Genomic DNA, 16,879 nt, shown 5'->3' with positions numbered 1-16,879 from the left:
GCCGACGACTCAGTGCCCGGTGTTGCCGATCAGCTCGACGCCGTTGCCGTTCCAGCGGAATCGCACCACGCTGTCCAACCCGGGCGTGCCGTTGCTGAATTTCAGGGCGACGGTGTCGCCGGTGCTGGCGGTCTCGTCGATGCCGTTGAAGCCGTAGGTGTCGGGCACCCCGGTCGGGATGAACTTGCCGAGGTGGAACATCACGGCGCGCGTGCTGGCGTTCGGCGCGTTGGTGTTGGCCTTGACGATCACCACCGACAGGGGCGCGCACTCGTTGTAGTTGCCGGCCAACGGCTCCGGGCTCCATGCCTGATTGCTGCGCGGATCGCGGGGAAGTTCGGACACCGCCTTGACGATCTCGGAGGCGGCCAGGTTCACCGCGCAGGGATCGGGGGCGGGAGCCGCTGTCGTCGGCGTGACGATGGGTGCGGGCGCGGCCACAGACGGAACGGGGGCCTGCCCGGTGCTGGCTTCCGGTGTCTTGGAGACGGTCGAATCGCTCGATCCACAGCTTGTCAGAAGGGGTCCCGATGTGACTGCCACCGCCAGCATCGCCCCCAGCACCACCCTCCGCACAACACCGAACCGTACCTGTCTTCTCGACGTGCCGAGGCGAGCGGAGCGACGGGAATCCGGCTCCGCCAGGCAGGGCGGCGCGCACGCTCTAGACTGCTCGTGAAATGACTTCCCCTGATGACGGCGCGACCGACGCCGAGACGACCTTCGCTGACCTGCAGATTCACCCGGCTGTGCTGCAGGCCGTCAAAGACGTCGGCTACGAGTCGCCGTCGGCGATCCAGGCCGCGACGATTCCGCCGATGCTGGCCGGGTCCGATGTCGTGGGCCTGGCCCAGACCGGCACCGGCAAGACGGCGGCGTTCGCGATCCCGATCCTGTCCAAGATCGACCCGTCCAGCAAGCACACCCAGGCGCTGGTGCTGGCGCCGACGCGTGAGCTTGCGCTGCAGGTGGCGGAGGCTTTCGGGCGCTATGGCGCGCACCTGCCCGGTATCAATGTGCTGCCGATCTACGGCGGTTCCTCCTATGGTCCGCAGCTGGCCGGGCTCAAGCGCGGTGCGCAGATCGTGGTCGGCACGCCGGGGCGCGTGATCGACCATCTGGAGAAGGGCCGCCTGGACCTCTCGCACCTGGACTACCTGGTGCTCGACGAGGCCGACGAGATGCTCCAGATGGGCTTCGCCGAGGACGTGGAGCGGATCCTGGCCGACACCCCCGAGTACAAACAGGTGGCGCTGTTCTCGGCCACCATGCCGCCGGCCATCCGCAAGATCACCAGCAAGTACCTGCAGGATGCCGTCGAAGTGGCGGTCAAGACGAAGACGGCCACTGCGGAGAACATCACACAGCGGTTCATCCAGGTGGACGGCCGGCGCAAGATGGACGCGCTGACGCGGGTGCTCGAGGTCGAAGAGTTCGACGCGATGATCATCTTCGTCCGGACCAAGCAGGCCACCGAGGAGGTCGCCGAGAAGCTGCGCGCGCGCGGATTCTCCGCAGCGGCCATCAACGGTGACATCGCCCAGGCGCAGCGTGAGCGGACCATCGCCAATCTCAAGGCGGGCGGCGCCAAGGGCATCGACATCCTGGTGGCCACCGATGTGGCGGCGCGTGGCCTGGACGTCGACCGCATCACCTACGTGCTCAACTACGACATCCCGCACGACCCGGAGTCCTATGTGCACCGCATCGGCCGTACCGGCCGGGCGGGCCGCTCGGGTACGGCCCTGCTGTTCGTCTCGCCGCGCGAACGTCATCTGCTGAAGTCGATCGAGCGGATCAGCCGGCAGAAGCTCATCGAGATCGAACTGCCCAGCGTCGACGACGTCAACGCCCAGCGGGTGGCCAAGTTCAACGACTCGATCAGTGACGCACTCAACGCGCCCGGCATCGAGCTGTTCCGCAGGCTCATCGAGGACTACGAGCGTGACCACGACGTGCCGATCGCCGATATCGCCGCCGCGTTGGCGTTGGAATCGCGTGACGGCGAAGCCTTCCTGATGACCGAGCCGCCGCCGGAGAAGCGGCGCGAGCGCGAGGACCGCGGGCCGCGCGAGGACGGGCCCGGGCACAAGAAGCACAGCACGCGCAGCGATCTGGCGACCTACCGCATCGCGGTGGGCAAGCGGCACAAGGTCGCGCCCGGCGCCATCGTCGGTGCCATCGCCAACGAGGGCGGTCTGCACCGCAGCGATTTCGGCCACATCTCCATCCGTGTCGACCACTCGCTGGTGGAACTGCCGGCCAAATTGCCGGGCAAGGTGTTCAAAGCCCTTGAGAACACCCGCATTCAGGGTGTGTTGATCAACCTGCAACCCGATCGCCCGCAGAAGCCACGACGCAAGGATTCGTGACCTGCGACCGGAGACATGCGAACAGGGCGGCCTGGAGTCGGTCACTTCGGTCGACCGCGTCGCGTCGCTCACCGGTGTGCGGGCACTCGCGGCGTTGCTGGTGGTGCTCACCCATGCGGCGTACACCACCGGCAAGTACAACCACGGCTATGTGGGCCTGCTGCTGTCCCGTGCCGAGATCGGTGTGCCGATCTTCTTCGTGCTGTCGGGTTATCTGCTGTTCAAACCCTGGGTCGACAGGGCGGCCGCCGGGGCCGTCGCGCCGTCGGTGCGCCGCTACGCCTGGCACCGGGTGCGTCGCATCATGCCGGCGTACGTCGTCACGGTGCTGGCCGCCTACGCCATCTATCACTTTCGCGAGGCCGGGCCGAATCCCGGCCATAACTGGACCGGTCTGCTGCGCAATCTGACGCTGACCCAGATCTACACCGACAACTACCTGTTCTCCTATCTGCACCAAGGGCTCACGCAGATGTGGAGCCTGGCGGTCGAGGCGGCGTTCTACGTCGCGCTGCCTCTGCTCGCCTGGCTGTTGCTGGTGGTGCTGTGCCGGCGGCGGTGGCGGCCGGGACTGCTGATAATCGGGATGTTCGGGCTGCTCGCCGTCAACCCGGCGTGGCTGGCGCTGGTGCACACCACGCAGGGGCTGCCGGACGGCGCCCGCTTGTGGCTGCCGACCTATCTGCCCTGGTTCCTCGGCGGCATGCTGCTGGCGGTGCTGCAGGCGATCGGGGCGCGGGCCTACGCGATGGTGTGCATCCCGTTGGCTCTGGTCAGCTACCTCATCGTGGCCACCCCGATCGGCGGTGAACCCACCACCTCGCCGGCCAAGCTGTCCGAGGCACTGGTCAAGACCGCCTTCTACGCGGTCATCGCCACGCTGGTGGTCGCGCCCCTGGCGTTGGGAGATCACGGTTGGTACTCACGGCTGCTGGGCAGCAGGCCGATGGTGTTCCTCGGTGAGATCTCGTACGAGATCTTCCTCGTCCACCTGGTCGTGATGGAGCTGGTGATGGTGGAGATCCTGGGCTACCCGGTCTACACCGGCCCGATGTGGTGGCTGTTCTTCTGGACGATGGCGGTGACCGTCCCGCTGGCGTGGCTTCTGCACCGCGCCACTCGAGTGCGAGGATAGGGTATCCTTACCTAAGCACTGAACACTCGTCGAGGGGGATGCATTGTCCGAGCAGAAGCCGTCTCGCGGATTGTCCGGCGCGCTCGTCAAACTGTGGCGCGGCGGGGACTACGAACTCACGGTGACCGGCCGGACCGAGATCACTGCGCACTTCCTGCGCTTGCACTTCGCTGCCGCGGAGCTGCTCGCCGACCGGCCCATCCACCCGACGATGTGGGTCCGCGGCTGGTTTCCCGACGGCGCCAAATCGCATCAGCGTGGCTACACCCTGGTCAACCCCGATCCGGTCGCCGGCACCGTGGACATCGACTTCGCCCTGCACGACGGGCTGGCCACGCGGTGGGCCACCGAGGCCGCACCGGGCGACATCCTGGAGGTGACCGTGCTGGGTAGCGATTTCGTGCTGCCCGCACCGGCGCCGGAGGGTTACGTGATCGTCGGCGACACCGCCTCGCTACCGGCGATCAACTCGCTTCTGGAAGCCATCGGCGACGCACCGGCCCGGGTGTTCCTGGAGTCGGCACACGAGGACGACCGTGAGCTGCCGGTGGCACGCCCCGGCGTGACGTGGGTGGATCGCAAGAACGCGGGGGAGGCGCTCGTCGAAGCGGTGGCCGCGGCGGCGTTCGACGCCTCCGCGCACTTCGGTTGGGTGGCCTGCGACAACCGCACCACCCGTGCGGTGGCCAAGGTGCTGCGTGAGGACTACAAGATCCCGAAGCGCTCGCTCAAGGCGCGCGCCTACTGGGCTGCCTGACCGGTTGCTCGGGCCTGACCACGGGCACCACGAAGGATTCCAGCATCGCGCGCTCCTCCTGGGCGTCGCGGCCGGGAAAAAGCAGCAGCGACACCAGGATCCGGATCACCCAGCGGGCCCTCGCCTCGACTCCGGTCGTATCGCCCAGTGTCGCCAGGAAGCCCTGCGCCAAGGCCGCGATCACCTCGGATTGAGCGGCCATGTCGCCGCCGATGGGCCGGTGGGTGCTGGCGAACCAGGATGCCAGGGCGGGAGTGGCGCGGACGCGTTGCACGGCGGCGAGCATCCCCGCGATCAGTCGTTCGTCCGGATCGGTCAGGCCGGCAAGCTGCTCGCCGATCGCGCCGAACACCCGGTGCGTCTCGCGGTGTACGTACGCGGTGTACAACACATCGCGATTCTCGAAGTAGCGGTACAGCGTCGCGCGCGAACAGCCTGCGGCCGTGGCGATGTCGTTCATCCCCACGGTCGCCGCGTCCCGCCGGGTGAACAGCTCGTCGGCGGCGTCGAGAATGCGTTCGGCCGCCACCTCGGTGCGTCGTTCGGCCAGCCAGTCCGGCATGTCAGATCGATACCCCGGGTCGCTGCGCTCCAGCCCGCCGCCCCACCGTGAAAGGCACCGACAGTGGCCGGCGCACGTAACTGCCGCCGGCCCACACGATATCGTCCTCGTCGACGGTGAATTCCGGTATGCGGGTGAGTAATTCCTCCAGTGCGACCCGGGACTGCATCCGCGCCGCGGCGGCGCCCAGGCAGTGGTGTGCGCCGTGGCTGAACGTCAGGATGTTGCGCGGTCGGCGAGTCACGTCCAACTCGGCGGCGTCGGGTCCGTACTGCCGCTCGTCGCGGTTGCCCGAGCCGTACAAGAGCAACACCTTGCGGTCGGCGGGAATGGTGGTGTCGCCGATCGTGACGTCGCGGGTGACGGTGCGGGCCAGGCCCTGTACCGGCGAGGTCAGCCGCAGGAATTCGTCGACGGCATCGGGGATCAGCTCTGGTTGCCGGGCGAGCAGCCGTCGTTGATCGGGCCGCCGGTGCAGCAGTTGCACTGAGCCGCCGAGCATTCCGGTGGTGGTGTCGTTGCCGCCGGTGACCATCGTGAAGGTGAACGCCAGAATGGACAGCACCCCGGCGATGTCACCGTCGGCGCCGATGCCCGCGGCCACCAGGTGCGAGACCGTGTCATCCTCCGGTTCGACCCGGCGCCGTTCGATGAGGGCGGTGAAGTACGCCATCATCGAACCGAGTGCCTCGCCGAGTGTCTCCAGCGCACCGGTGATCCCGCCCTCGGTGGTGTTGGCCGCCACGATGGCCTCGGTCCAGCCGTCGAACTGGTCGCGGTCCTCCTCCGGCACGCCGAGGTAGTGCGCGACCACCATCGACGGCAACGGCTTGAACAGTTCGGTGACGATGTCGCCGCCGCCGTTCGAACGCAACCCCTCGATGCGCTCGACGACGAACTGGCGGACCTTGGGTTCCACGGCCTCGACCTGCCGCGGGGTGAAGCCGCGGGACACCAGCTTGCGGAACTCGGTGTGCGCGGGCGGGTCCTGCATGACCATCGGCGGATTATCCTGCAGCCCAATCATTTCCAGCTCTCCGTAGTTGACGGTGAGCCCTTGCGCCGAGGAGAACGTCTCGTGGTCGCGGGCCGCCGTGAAGATGTCGGCGTGCCGGGACAGCACGTAATAGTCGTGCTCGGGATTGTCCGGAATGACGTGGTGGACCGGGTCGTGGTCGCGCAGTGCGGCGTACAGCGCGAACGGGTCGGCCCAGGTGTCCGCGCCGGCAAGCTGGAAGCGGGGCGCGTGAGACACATCAAGTGACATGTCTTATATGTATGACAGATAGGTACCTGTGTCAATGGTCCTGGGGCAACAAGATCTGCGACACCCAAGTAGCTTGGTAGTCGATCCGCCCAGGCCGGCAGACCCGAAAGAGGAATCCATGGGGACGACCGCATACCGCCGTGCCGCTTCTGCCGCCGGCGGCGTGGCCGCCGTCGCGCTGATCACCCTGGCCTACAGCAACGGCGGCAACGTCGGGGCGCCGGTGCCGCCTCAGGTGGGATTGGTCGCCACGTCCGAGGCCCCGGTGCCGCCGACCGAGGTGAAACTGATCGGGGACAGGGACGTCGAGGTCACGCTGACCGGCCCCATCGCGGTCAAGTACGCCTCGGCCACCCCGAGTCAGAAGGACGCTCTCGGCGTGGCGCTGACGGGCGACCACAACGCCGGAACGCGCGACAGCGGGGTGGTGTTCCAGCAGTTTCAGGGCGGCGTGATCGTGGCCAAGAACGATGACGACGGCACGCCCGCGTACATCACCTGGGGCAAGATCCGGGAGGCGTGGAATGTCCAGCGCGACCCGGACGGCGTGCCCGCGATCACGGGCGAGAACGGGTCGGCAGGTCCGCTGGGCGTCCCGACCAGCGACGAAAACGCCGACGACGGGCTTCTCGTCACGACGTTCGAGCACGGCAGGATTTCCTTCGATCCCAAGACCAGCCAGGTCGAGGTGACGGTCAACGGCAAGGTCGTGCCGGCCGGGCTGTAGACGCCGGCGAAAGCGGCGTCGAGCTCAGCCGGTGACGACGCTCAGCGCCGCGTCCAGCGTCGGCCGCATGTTCAGGATGTCGGCGAAGCCGATCAAATCGAGCGGCCGGCTGGTGGCGGGTCCGTCGGCGACCACTGCCAGCGGCGTGGTGGCCGGGAGCTCGTCACGCGCCGCGATCAGCACACCCATGCCGGTCGACGCCAGGAACGTGACGGCACTGAGGTCCACCACGATGGCCTGCGGTGCGCCCGTCATCGCTGATGTGAGCGCTGCCTCCAGCTGTGGCGACGTGATCATGTCGACCGTTCCCGACACCTCGATGACGGTGACGGCCCCGACCCGGCGCTCGACGATTTCGCACGTGTTCGCCGCGGAAGTCGCCCTGACGTCCGGATCTTGCTGGCTCATCGGCCCCTCCGTCTCGTCCACTCGTGGTGTCTTTGGAGTGTTCCACACCGCAGTTGACGTAACACCGGCGCGCGCCGGTGCGACGAACCCTTAGTGGCGCTAACGTCAAATAGTGACGAGGGGAATCTGCGGTGATGCGTAGCCGGATTGCGGCGGTGGTGCTGGCGCTTGCGGGTCTGTGGGGTGGTATCGCTCCGGTGGCCCAGGCGGCGCCCGCGCCGGGGGGTAAGGACTTCTCCAAGCCGGCGATCGTGATCCTCGGCTACGGCCTCACACCCCAGGGTGACATGCGCCCGATCCTGCGGCGCCGCGTCCTCACCGGTCTGGCGGTGGCCCAGATGTTCCCGCAGTCACCGATCATCGTCACCGGCGGCAACCCGCAGAACGGAAAGACCGAGGCCGGCACGATGAGCTTCCTGCTCAAGACGCTCGGTTTTCCGGCCGACCGGATCATCAAGGAGGACAAGGCCAACAGCACCGTCCAGAACGCGCAGTTCTCGGTGCCGTTGGCCAAACAGGCCGGCACGTCGGGCATCATCCTGGTGACGTCGTCGACCCATCAGGACCGGGCCGACGGGAACTTCGTCGACGCCGGTGGCAACCTGCTGGCCACGGTGAGCTTTCCGGACGGATCACCGCAAACCAACATCGTGCAGTTCGTGCACGATGTGCTCAGCCCGCTGGTCCCGATCAGCTAGCGCCGCGGGCCCTCACGGCACCGGGTAGTCCGGCAGCGGCAGGCGAACGCCTGCGAACCTGCGTCCGGCCACCTTGCCGATCGTCTTGCCGATCGGGCTGGTGGCGAGGCGGGCACCCGCGTGGATCACGCGAATTCCGGTTTCGGTGCGCGGATTCATCATGCGAAGCCCGCCCGCGCTGACAGCGGGTGCGGCGCCGACGAAGGGCTTCATCAGTCGCTGATAGCTCGCCAGTGCCGCGCGATGATCGGCCACCACGCCCAGCTCGCCGGCCAGAATGTAGGCGCCGATGAGCGCCAGACTGGTACCCGCGCCGCCGAAGGTGGCATTGCAGAAGGCGGCATCGCCGAGCAAGGTGACACGGCCCTTGCTCCACGTGGGGGTGTGCACCTGGCCGACCGTCGAGAAGTACATGGGCGCACCTTGGTCGAGCTCGTCCAGGATGCGCGGCGCGGCGCCCCCGGCGTCGGCGAAAGTGCTTCGCAGAATCGCGATCTGGTCGGCCTCGTCCAGGTTGTCGATACCGCGGACATCGGAGATGAAGGTCAGGACCGCGCGCATGGTGCCGAGATTGTCCGGGCGTACGTGCACACTGCGCGATCGGCTCACATGCTGCCAGTTCCACCAACGGCCGTCGTCATCCCGCCGGGCCACGGTGACATAGGCCAGGTACATCCCGAGCGGGGTGACCTCGGCGCCGGTGACGAAGCGGCGTGAACGCGAATGCAGCCCTTCGGCGATCACCAGGAGGTCGGCGTCCACCGAGGTGCCGTCGTCCAGTACGGCGGTGACGTGATCACCGTGATCGACGACGTCGGAGAGCTGGGTGCCGAAACGATAGTCGGTCTGCGCTTCGGTGCGCTCGACGAGGATGCGCGACAGCTCGCCGCGCAGGATCTCCAATTCTGCTGTGGGACCATCGGACTCACCGGATGCGTCGACGGGAAACGATGCCGCCGCCGAACCGTCCGCTCGGACGAAGCGCATCCCCACCTCGCCGGTGTTGGCCGCGCGCACCGCCTCGTCGATACCCATGATGCGCACGACTTCCCGTGCGGCGCCACGGATATCGACATTCTGTCCTTCGTCGCGGCGCTGCGGGTACCGTTCGGCCACGGTGGTCTGCCAGCCGCGGGCGTTGAGTTGGTGGGCCAGCGCGGGCCCGGCGATACCTGCACCCGAAATAAGGGCGTGCAAAGTCACCGGTGTTTAATCCCGTCTGAAGGCGGTATCGACCACGGCGCCGTCGTCATGTGTGTCGCGGCCGGTGAAATCGAGGACGACCTCGTCGAATCCGCCGCCGGTGAAGGGGAACGGCGAGGTGTACGCAGCCGAGACCGAGTAGGTGACACCGCGACCCGCCGAGACGGTCTGCATGATGTCCAGCCCGGTCATCCGCACCCGGGCCGCCGTCCCCGCCAGCTGTCCGTCGACCAGTAATGCGACGTCACCGACCATGTCCATGGTGCCGTCGACCGCGCCGGTGCGGGCGTAGCGCACCTCGAAGAGTCTGCGTCCCAACGCAATCGGATGCGCCGAGGTGACCTTCTGCTCCTGACCGCCTGCGTTGCACACATAGTGCAGATGCCCATCCGTCAGGAACAGCACCTGCCCGCTCGTGCGACTGCCCTGGGAGAACAACACGCCCTCGGCATCCGGTCGCTCGAGCGATACCGCCGCCTGCAACGTGAACGACCTGCCGCGCACCAGCCCGCGAAACGCCGTGTGCCCGGCCGGGGTACCCGGGTAGAAGACCGCCCGCGACGCGGGCTCGCCGATCGCGGCGGCCGCGCGCAGCACGATCTCCTGCACACTCAGGTCGGTCAACGGATAGGCCCGGAATTGCAGGGCCTGCTCGTGCCAGAGCGCCTGCAGGTCGGCCAGTTTGTCGGGATGTTGCGCGGACAGGTCATGGATCTGGCTGCGGTCGGTCTCGATGTGGAACAGCTCCCAGCGATCCCGGTCGAATGCCGCCCAGCCGCGCGGTCCGGCCGCGGTGGGCGGATGCACGGTGCCCGCGAACCAGCCGTCGTGCCAGATGCCGCGGGTGCCCATCATCGAGTAGAACTGGGTGTGCTTACCGGTTCCGGAATCGGTATCCCGCAGAGCGGCAGCGAAACTCGTGCCCTCCAACGGAGTCTGTTCGATACCGTTGACGGTGGTGATATCGCCGATGCCGAGCAGGTCATACACCGTCGGGGTGACATCGCTGACATGGGCGTAGTGGTCGCGGACCGCGCCGTGGGCGGACAGTTGGGCCGGCCAGGAGACGATGCACGGGTCGGCGATCCCGCCCTCGTGCGAGGCGTACCGCTTGAACAGCTTGTACGGCGTGTTGAACGCCATGGCCCAGCCGTTCGAGTAGTTCATCGCAGTGGCCGGCCCGCCGAGTTCGCCGAACAGGCGCAGGCCGTCCTCGGTGGTGTGGGATCCGCCGAGCATCGGCACCGATTCGTCCAGCGTGCCGTTCGGGCCGCCTTCGCCGCTGGCCCCGTTGTCGGACATGACGACCACGAGGGTGTTGTCGAGTTGGCCGGTGTCCTCCAGGTGGTCCAGGATCCGGCCGATCTGCGCATCGGTGTAGGACAAGAACCCGGCGAACACCTCGGCCATCCGGCAGGACACCCGTTTGTCGTCCTCGGACAACGAATCCCACGGCCGGACATTCTCATTGTCCGGCCAGGGAATTCCGTCCGGGCTGGTGGCGTCGGCGTACGGATTCATCGGGGACAGCTCGGTGTCCGGCGGGAGCAGGCCGAGGGCCTTCTGGTTGGCCAGGGCGATCTCGCGGTAGCGCTCGTAGCCCATATCGAAGCTGCCGGAGTACCGGTCGGCCCACTCGGGGGCGACCTGATGGGGGGAGTGGCCGGCGCCCGGGCACAGATACATGAACCAGGGCTTGTCGGGCGCGGCCGCGCGGTGATCACGAAGGAAGCCGATGGCGTTGTCGGCCAGGTCTTTGGACAGGTGATAGCCCTGCTCCGGGCTGGCCGGCGGATCGATCGGGTCGTTGTCCCGGACCAAGGTGGGGTACCACTGGTCGGTCATCCCGTCGAGAAATCCGTAGAACCGGTCGAATCCGCGACGCAGCGGCCAGTATCGGCGGGAGCCCGCGGCCTGGCAGTCCTCGATGGGCGCCAGATGCCATTTCCCGACGGCGTAGGTCGACCAGCCGCGCTCCGAGAGCACCTCGGACAGCAGCGCCGACTCCGCGGGGATGCGGCCGTGGTGTCCGGGGAAGCCGTCGGCCAGGTTGAGCACCGACGCCACCCCGACGCTGGTCGGGTTGCGGCCCGTCAGCAATGCGGCGCGGGTGGGCGAACACAGTGCGGTGGTATGGAATTGGGTCAACCGGACGCCGCGGTCGGCGATCCGGCGGAGATTCGGCATGTCCACCAGACCGCCGTAGCAGTCCCAGGTGGCGATCCCGGTGTCATCCCACAGCAGGTACAGCACATTGGGTGCCCCTGCGGGAGCCTGCGCCTCGCGATAGGGCGCCCAGTCCGGGGTGGAGTCCCGCACATCGGTGGCGACGATTCCCTCGAAGGACACGGCTAGATCCCCGCGCCCGGGTTCAGGATGCCGGCGGGGTCCAGCGCGTCCTTGATCCGCCGGTTGAGTTCCATTGCCTCCGGCCCGATCTGCCCTGCCAGCCAGGGCCGCTTGAGCCGGCCCACACCGTGTTCACCGGTGATGGTGCCGCCCAACGCGACGGCAAGATCCATGATCTCGCCGAACGCGAGCTCGGCGCGCTGCGCCATATCGGTATCGGCGGGATCGAACACGATCAGCGGATGTGTGTTGCCGTCGCCGGCATGGGCGATCACCGAGATCAGCACCTCGCGCTGTGCCGCGATCTTCGCGATCCCGGAGACCAGGTCGGCCAGCGCAGGCAGCGGCACGCCGACATCCTCAAGAAGCAGTGAGCCCTTGGCCTCGACGGCCGGGATCGCGTACCGGCGGGCGGCCACGAAGGCCTCGCCCTCCTCCGGATCGGATGTCGAGAACACCTCGGTGGCGCCGTTGTCGGTGAACACCTGTGCCATGAACTCGGCATCCGACGCGCCCGCCGGACCACGCTCGTCCGACGCGGCCACCATCATGGCCGCGGCGTTGCGGTCCAGCCCCATCTTCAGCTTGTCCTCGACGGCGTTGATGGCGACCGAGTCCATGAACTCGAGCATCGACGGCCGGATCTTTCCCGTGATCGTGACCACCGCCCGGGCCGCGGCCTCCACCGAGTCGAAGGACGCCACCACCGTGCACGGGCTGTGCTGGGCGGGAAGCAGTTTCAGCGTCACCTCGGTGATGACACCGAGCGTGCCCTCGCTCCCGACGAACAACTTGGTCAGGCTCAGGCCGGCGACGTCCTTGAGCCGTGGGCCGCCGAGTCGCACGGCGGTGCCGTCGGCCAGCACCACCTGCAGACCGAGCACGTAATCGGTGGTGACACCGTATTTCACGCAGCACAAGCCACCGGCGTTGGTGGCGATATTGCCGCCGATACTGCAGATCTCGAACGACGACGGATCCGGCGGATACCACAGCCCGTAGGCCGCGACCGCCTTCTTCACCTCGGCGTTGAGCAGCCCCGGTTGTGCGACGGCGGTTCGGGTGGCGGTGTCGACGGTGATATCGCGCATCCGCTCGGTGGACAGCACGATGGCGCCGTCGAGAGCGGTGGCGCCACCGGAAAGCCCCGTGCCCGCGCCCCGCGGGATCACCGCGATCTGATGGCCGGTGGCCCAGCGCAGTACCGCCTGCACCTCTTCGGTGCGGGTCGGCCGGACCACGGCCAATGCGGTGCCGGCGTGGGGATCGGCGGCACGGTCCTGCCGGTAGGAGGCGACGATATCGGGATCGGTGACCACGGTGCCCTCGGGCAATGCCGCGATCAGGCTGTCCAGGGTGGAGCTCACCGGGCCAGTGTATGGCCGGCGCCACCGGTGGGGTTTCACTCCGTGCGCCGCCGCTTACGCCACAGCTCGGCGAGTTCCTCACGGGTGGTCGTGCCGGTCTTGTGCATGGCCCGGTACACGTGGCCTTCGACCGTGCGTGCGGACAGGTGCAGACGTTCGGCGATCGCCTTGGTGGGTAGCGGCACCGCGACCAGCGCCACGACCTCGCATTCGCGTGCGGTGAGCGGGAACGGGTCGGCGGCCTGCAACAGCGCCGGAGTGACCACCCCGCTCTGCGTTGCCAGTGCTTCGGCGCGCACCGAACAGCTCAATGCCGAACCGCGCCGGTCGTGGGTACGGTGTGCGATCGCCGCGTGCGCGGCGGCGTCCATCGCCGCAGCCAGATCGCCCATCGCCTCGAATTCCTCTGACACCGAGCTCAATTCGGTGGCATCGTCATCGTGTAGCGCGGCGGCGAATCGAGCGGCCAGGCCGGCCCGGGGACCTTCGGTCACCGTGGCCAGTTCGGCCAACCTGGCGCCATGGGAGTGCGCACCGAACTGCGTGGCCAATTGCAGGCACATCGCCTCGGCGGCGAACTGGCCCTTGGCCGCTGCGGTGTCCGCGGCTGCCGACAAGATGTTCGCGGCCTCGCTCACCACACCCTGAGCCGCGGCCACCCAGGCCCTACCGATACTGCGCTCGTAGTCCAGGGACCGGAACGGGCGCTGCTGGGCGTCGATCTCGTCGAGGATCGCGGTGGCCTCGGCGCTTCGACCGCGCATCGCGAGCGCGGTGGCGCGCACGACGTTGTACCGGTAGCCCCACCCGGTGGAGTGATTGGTGGCAAACGCCACGGCCGCCTGGTCGAGCAGGCTGCAGGCCTCGTGCAATCTGCCGGTCCCCAGCGCTGCCCGGCCGGCGATCGCCGCACCGAGTGCGTGGGCGGCCCCGGGCAGTTCCGCAGATTGCTCGCGGACGCGTTCGGCCACGGGCCACACATCGCTGAGCCGGCCCGCCAGGAGCAGAGCACTGAGCTCGGCATCGGCGATGTTGAACCGCATAGGGGGCGCATCGTGGGCGCGCACCGTGGTGGTGTATCCGGTCTCTGCCGTTTTCAGCGCTTCGGACGTGCGGCCCGCGTCGCCGGTGACGACGGTCAGCGCGAAGGCCGTTTCGGGGCCGACCACGCCCGGCAGTTCGGCCAGGTTCAGGACCTTGGCCGCCTCCAGTGCGGCCTCGGGTTGGTCGGTGGCGAACCAGTAGATGACCAGTAAGGCGTCGATCCAGCTGCGGCCCTCGGGTCCGACCGACACCGCATCGATATGGGCCTTGGCGCAGTCCGGCCGGCTCAGAGCCCACAGCAGGTTGGTGGCCCGCAGATAGGCGAATCTGGCGCGGTCGCGGTCATCCCAGTTCTGCGCCGTCAGCGCGGCAAGAGCGGTCTCGGCCTCCTCGCCCTGAAAGGACCACGACAACGCGTGGGCGTGCAGGAAGTGCGCGTCGGCCCCGGCTCCGCCGGCGATGGCGGCCCGCGCCAGCCGGTCCGCCAGACCCAGATCGGCCAGCCAGATCGCCCCGCGCGCCGCGTGCACGAACAGGTCGGCATCGGGCGGCAGGTCGGAATCCAGACTGAGGCTGGCGCGGCGTACCACCATGCGCATCTTGTCGCGATCGGGTCCGGCCGCCAGCTCGGTCGCCACCAGGCCACGCAGCCGGCGCAGCGTCGTCGACGGTGCCCGCATCCGGCGTATCTCGCCGTACAGCGGATGCGAAATCCTAACCTGCACACCGGAATCACTGTGATCCAACGTGATCAGCCCGCGAACGTTGGCATCCTCCACCGATTCGTGGTCGGTGATGCGCTGCAGTGCCGCCAGCTCGATGGGTTCCCCGACCGCCAACGCGTCGACCACCTTGCCGACGGCCGGTGGCAGATCGCCGAACCGGGAATCGATGAGTTCCACCAGGCTGCTGGGCAGCACCGGTTTACCGCCCCACTGCCAGCACCCGCCGCGTAGCTCCAGGCGGCCGTCGGCGAGTTCCTGCTCGACGATGTTGCGCAGATACAGCGCGTTGCCGCGGGTGAGTTTCCACAGCCGGGTGGCCGCGTCGGGATCGACCGGCCCGTTCAGCGTGGCGGCGAGCAGCTCCGCCGATTCCTGGGGTGCCAGCGGCTGCACGTCGAGCCTGTCGAAGGCCAGGTTGTCGGTGCCCGTCCCCGCGGCTCGACCGGGATCCTTCCAGATCTCCCGCACACTGTCGGGCACCCCGGACCCGTCGCGCCCGTCGCGTACCGTCAGCACCAGTTTCGCCGCCCGGCGCTGCACGATCTGATGCAGCACGAACACCGACAGGTCGTCGAGCAGGTGGGCGTCGTCCACCGCGATGACGACCGGACGTCCCGCCGGCGACGCGGTCACCGCCTCGATCACGCTCCGGACCAACTTGAGTCGGTCATCGTCAGCCGAGGTGGTCCACGCGGCGAAGGCGCCCAGCGGGATGTCGCGTGCGGAGGTGGTGCCGACGATCCAGCGGTACTCGGTGCCCTGCAGCGCGTCGCGCACGATGCGACTCTTGCCGATACCGGCCGGACCGCACACCACGATCCCGGCTGAGTCAGGGTCCGACACCCCCGCGCGAACAGCTCGGATCTCCTCGGTGCGGCCCGTCAACGGCCACGTCAAACGCACATAGGCAGCGTAAAAGGCGTGCCCAGGAAATGCCTAGCATTATTGGGTTTTTGGTCGGACCGATTGACCCGGTGTGCTAGACGGGCCGGTCGAGTTCGCGCAGTGACGGCAAGGCGACGGCGACCACGCCGATCACCAGCATCGGCAGGGACAGCGCGAGAAATGTCGTGTGCAATCCGGCCGAATCGGCCAGCGGCCCGGCCAGCAGCAGACCCAGCGGCCCCGCCGCATACGCCAGCGAACCCATCACGCCGACCACCCGACCGCGCAGGTGGTGTGGTGCCCGGGTTTGCATGACGTAGTTGTAGATCGGTGCGATCGGGCCGTAGACGAAACCGACGATCGCGCACAGCACCAGGATCACCGGCAACGGCGGCAGGAATGCCACGATCGTCATGGCCACCCCGAGCGTGATCACCGCGATCAGCATGGTGGTGCGCCGCTTCAGGTATCTCGACAGCACCGCGTATCCCAGCGCGCCGACCAGGCCGCCCACCGACAGCGCCATCAGCACCCAGCCCAGCTGCGCGGGTTCGTTGCGGTCGGTGAAGTACTTGGGGAACAGCACGCTCTCCATCGGCATGTACAGCCCGGTGGCCGTCAGATCGATGATGGCCAGCGTGCGTAACACCTTGGTGTTCCACACAAAGGACAGGCCCTCGACGACGCCGGCCCACACACGTTCGGGCAGTGCCTCGCGGTTCGGCTTGCCCGCGCCCTCCAGCCGCAGCAACCCGATCGCCGCGATGGAGAAGCCGAAGGTGGCCGCGGTGACCCACATCGTGTTGATCCCGCCGAGGGTGGTGATCAGCAGGCCGCCGATGCCCGGCCCGACGATGTAGGCGAGGTTGAACACCGCCTCGTAGATGCTGTTGGCGTGATCGAGTGTCCAGCCCGCGCGCGCGGCGGCCTCGGGCAGCATCGACTCCCGTGCCGTCATCCCGGCCGGGTCGAACGCGGCGCCCAGCGCGGCCAGACCTGCCAGTACCGCGACGTTGACGGCGTGCACACCGAAAATCAGCGCGATGACCGGCACGGCGATGACGGACAGGGCAGACAGTGCGTCGGCGAGCATCGAGACCCGTCGCCGGCCGATGTAGTCGACAGCGGTGCCGGCGATCACGGTGGATGCCAGCAGTGGCAGAGTCCCGGCCATCGCGACGATCGACGCATCAAGAGCTGATCCGTTGCGTTGCAACACAAGCCACGGAAAGGCGATCATGGAGATGCCGTTGCCGGATCCCGCCATGAGGGCAGCGAACAGGATGAGCAGCGCTGGGCCGCGGGGGCGTGTGTTCATGGCGTCTCGCCGGAGAATCTAACAGCGCTTCGCCATACCCGGCCATCGAATTTCAGACAGGA

The 16,879-nt window shown here is 67.9% G+C and carries 14 protein-coding genes; 5 read left to right on the top strand and 9 right to left on the bottom strand.

Annotated elements, in window-relative coordinates; translation table 11 throughout:
• Nucleotides 1-9: 9 nt before the first annotated feature.
• On the bottom strand, nucleotides 10-552 hold the full coding sequence (locus H7J86_RS26985) for an LppP/LprE family lipoprotein (RefSeq protein ID WP_267294915.1): 543 nt from the start codon (nucleotides 550-552) through the stop codon (nucleotides 10-12).
• Nucleotides 553-680: 128 nt separating this feature from the next.
• Here H7J86_RS26985 and H7J86_RS26980 point away from each other — a divergent pair, with 128 nt between their 5' ends.
• Genes H7J86_RS26980 through H7J86_RS26970 form a run of 3 tightly spaced genes read left to right on the top strand, consistent with a single transcriptional unit; the run spans nucleotide 681 to nucleotide 4,264 of the window.
• Entirely contained in the window at nucleotides 681-2,372 is a 1,692-nt protein-coding gene (locus H7J86_RS26980; RefSeq protein ID WP_090364056.1) for a DEAD/DEAH box helicase, read from the top strand.
• A 1-nt stretch (nucleotide 2,373) separates the two neighbouring features.
• On the top strand, nucleotides 2,374-3,507 hold the full coding sequence (locus H7J86_RS26975; RefSeq protein ID WP_276065840.1) for an acyltransferase family protein: 1,134 nt from the start codon (nucleotides 2,374-2,376) through the stop codon (nucleotides 3,505-3,507).
• 43 nt (nucleotides 3,508-3,550) lie between these two features.
• Nucleotides 3,551-4,264, top strand: coding sequence for a siderophore-interacting protein (locus H7J86_RS26970; protein ID WP_267294738.1), 714 nt, complete (start codon nucleotides 3,551-3,553; stop codon nucleotides 4,262-4,264).
• Here the strand turns inward: H7J86_RS26970 and H7J86_RS26965 are convergent.
• Together H7J86_RS26965 and H7J86_RS26960 are read right to left on the bottom strand one after the other, a co-directional pair.
• Nucleotides 4,236-4,826 carry a TetR/AcrR family transcriptional regulator gene (locus H7J86_RS26965; RefSeq protein ID WP_090364052.1) on the bottom strand — a complete coding sequence of 197 codons (591 nt, stop codon included), beginning with the start codon at nucleotides 4,824-4,826 and terminating at the stop codon, nucleotides 4,236-4,238. The two genes, H7J86_RS26970 and H7J86_RS26965, sit on opposite strands and share 29 nt — an antisense overlap.
• A 1-nt stretch (nucleotide 4,827) precedes the next feature.
• Nucleotides 4,828-6,093 (bottom strand): cytochrome P450, encoded by a 1,266-nt coding sequence (locus H7J86_RS26960; protein WP_267294737.1) that lies wholly within the window; start codon nucleotides 6,091-6,093, stop codon nucleotides 4,828-4,830.
• A 118-nt stretch (nucleotides 6,094-6,211) separates the two neighbouring features.
• On the opposite strand from H7J86_RS26960, the gene H7J86_RS26955 reads away from it, so the two are divergent.
• Nucleotides 6,212-6,820, top strand: coding sequence for an LGFP repeat-containing protein (locus tag H7J86_RS26955; protein WP_090364049.1), 609 nt, complete (start codon nucleotides 6,212-6,214; stop codon nucleotides 6,818-6,820).
• A gap of 24 nt (nucleotides 6,821-6,844) precedes the next feature.
• Here H7J86_RS26955 and H7J86_RS26950 read toward each other — a convergent pair whose 3' ends face one another.
• Nucleotides 6,845-7,228: an STAS domain-containing protein gene (locus H7J86_RS26950; protein WP_267294735.1), complete on the bottom strand. Its 384-nt coding sequence runs from the start codon at nucleotides 7,226-7,228 to the stop codon at nucleotides 6,845-6,847.
• Nucleotides 7,229-7,362: 134 nt separating this feature from the next.
• Here H7J86_RS26950 and H7J86_RS26945 point away from each other — a divergent pair, with 134 nt between their 5' ends.
• Nucleotides 7,363-7,926, top strand: coding sequence for a YdcF family protein (locus H7J86_RS26945; protein WP_090364046.1), 564 nt, complete (start codon nucleotides 7,363-7,365; stop codon nucleotides 7,924-7,926).
• 12 nt (nucleotides 7,927-7,938) lie between these two features.
• Here H7J86_RS26945 and H7J86_RS26940 read toward each other — a convergent pair whose 3' ends face one another.
• The 5 genes from H7J86_RS26940 to tap all read right to left on the bottom strand — a co-directional run bounded on the left by H7J86_RS26940 (nucleotide 7,939) and on the right by tap (nucleotide 16,817).
• On the bottom strand, nucleotides 7,939-9,129 hold the full coding sequence (locus H7J86_RS26940) for an FAD-dependent monooxygenase (RefSeq protein WP_267294733.1): 1,191 nt from the start codon (nucleotides 9,127-9,129) through the stop codon (nucleotides 7,939-7,941).
• A 6-nt stretch (nucleotides 9,130-9,135) separates the two neighbouring features.
• Nucleotides 9,136-11,478 carry an arylsulfatase gene (locus tag H7J86_RS26935; protein ID WP_267294731.1) on the bottom strand — a complete coding sequence of 781 codons (2,343 nt, stop codon included), beginning with the start codon at nucleotides 11,476-11,478 and terminating at the stop codon, nucleotides 9,136-9,138.
• Between the two features lie 2 nt (nucleotides 11,479-11,480).
• Entirely contained in the window at nucleotides 11,481-12,845 is a 1,365-nt protein-coding gene (locus H7J86_RS26930; protein WP_187096565.1) for an FAD-binding oxidoreductase, read from the bottom strand.
• A gap of 35 nt (nucleotides 12,846-12,880) precedes the next feature.
• Nucleotides 12,881-15,517, bottom strand: a complete 2,637-nt coding sequence (locus H7J86_RS26925) for a LuxR C-terminal-related transcriptional regulator (protein ID WP_267294729.1) — start codon at nucleotides 15,515-15,517, stop codon at nucleotides 12,881-12,883.
• Between the two features lie 76 nt (nucleotides 15,518-15,593).
• Nucleotides 15,594-16,817, bottom strand: a complete 1,224-nt coding sequence (gene tap, locus H7J86_RS26920; RefSeq protein ID WP_090364038.1) for a multidrug efflux MFS transporter Tap — start codon at nucleotides 16,815-16,817, stop codon at nucleotides 15,594-15,596.
• Between the last annotated feature and the right edge of the window lie 62 nt (nucleotides 16,818-16,879).

The sequence above is a fragment of the Mycobacterium hackensackense genome (genome assembly GCF_025822555.1).
Classification (GTDB): Bacteria; Actinomycetota; Actinomycetes; order Mycobacteriales; family Mycobacteriaceae; genus Mycobacterium; species Mycobacterium fluoranthenivorans.
Note: the sequence above shows the minus strand (reverse complement) of the source record. Positions and strands in the feature narration are given on the sequence as shown.

Excerpts from the sequence above, each read along its gene's own strand:
- tap (WP_090364038.1), bottom strand. The coding sequence starts at position 16,817 with ATGAACACACGCCCCCGCGGCCCAGCGCTGCTCATCCTGTTCGCTGCC.
- H7J86_RS26950 (WP_267294735.1), bottom strand. The coding sequence starts at position 7,228 with ATGAGCCAGCAAGATCCGGACGTCAGGGCGACTTCCGCGGCGAACACG.
- H7J86_RS26985 (WP_267294915.1), bottom strand. The coding sequence starts at position 552 with ATGCTGGCGGTGGCAGTCACATCGGGACCCCTTCTGACAAGCTGTGGA.
- H7J86_RS26965 (WP_090364052.1), bottom strand. The coding sequence starts at position 4,826 with ATGCCGGACTGGCTGGCCGAACGACGCACCGAGGTGGCGGCCGAACGC.
- H7J86_RS26945 (WP_090364046.1), top strand. The coding sequence starts at position 7,363 with ATGCGTAGCCGGATTGCGGCGGTGGTGCTGGCGCTTGCGGGTCTGTGG.
- H7J86_RS26960 (WP_267294737.1), bottom strand. The coding sequence starts at position 6,093 with ATGTCACTTGATGTGTCTCACGCGCCCCGCTTCCAGCTTGCCGGCGCG.
- H7J86_RS26980 (WP_090364056.1), top strand. The coding sequence starts at position 681 with ATGACTTCCCCTGATGACGGCGCGACCGACGCCGAGACGACCTTCGCT.
- H7J86_RS26955 (WP_090364049.1), top strand. The coding sequence starts at position 6,212 with ATGGGGACGACCGCATACCGCCGTGCCGCTTCTGCCGCCGGCGGCGTG.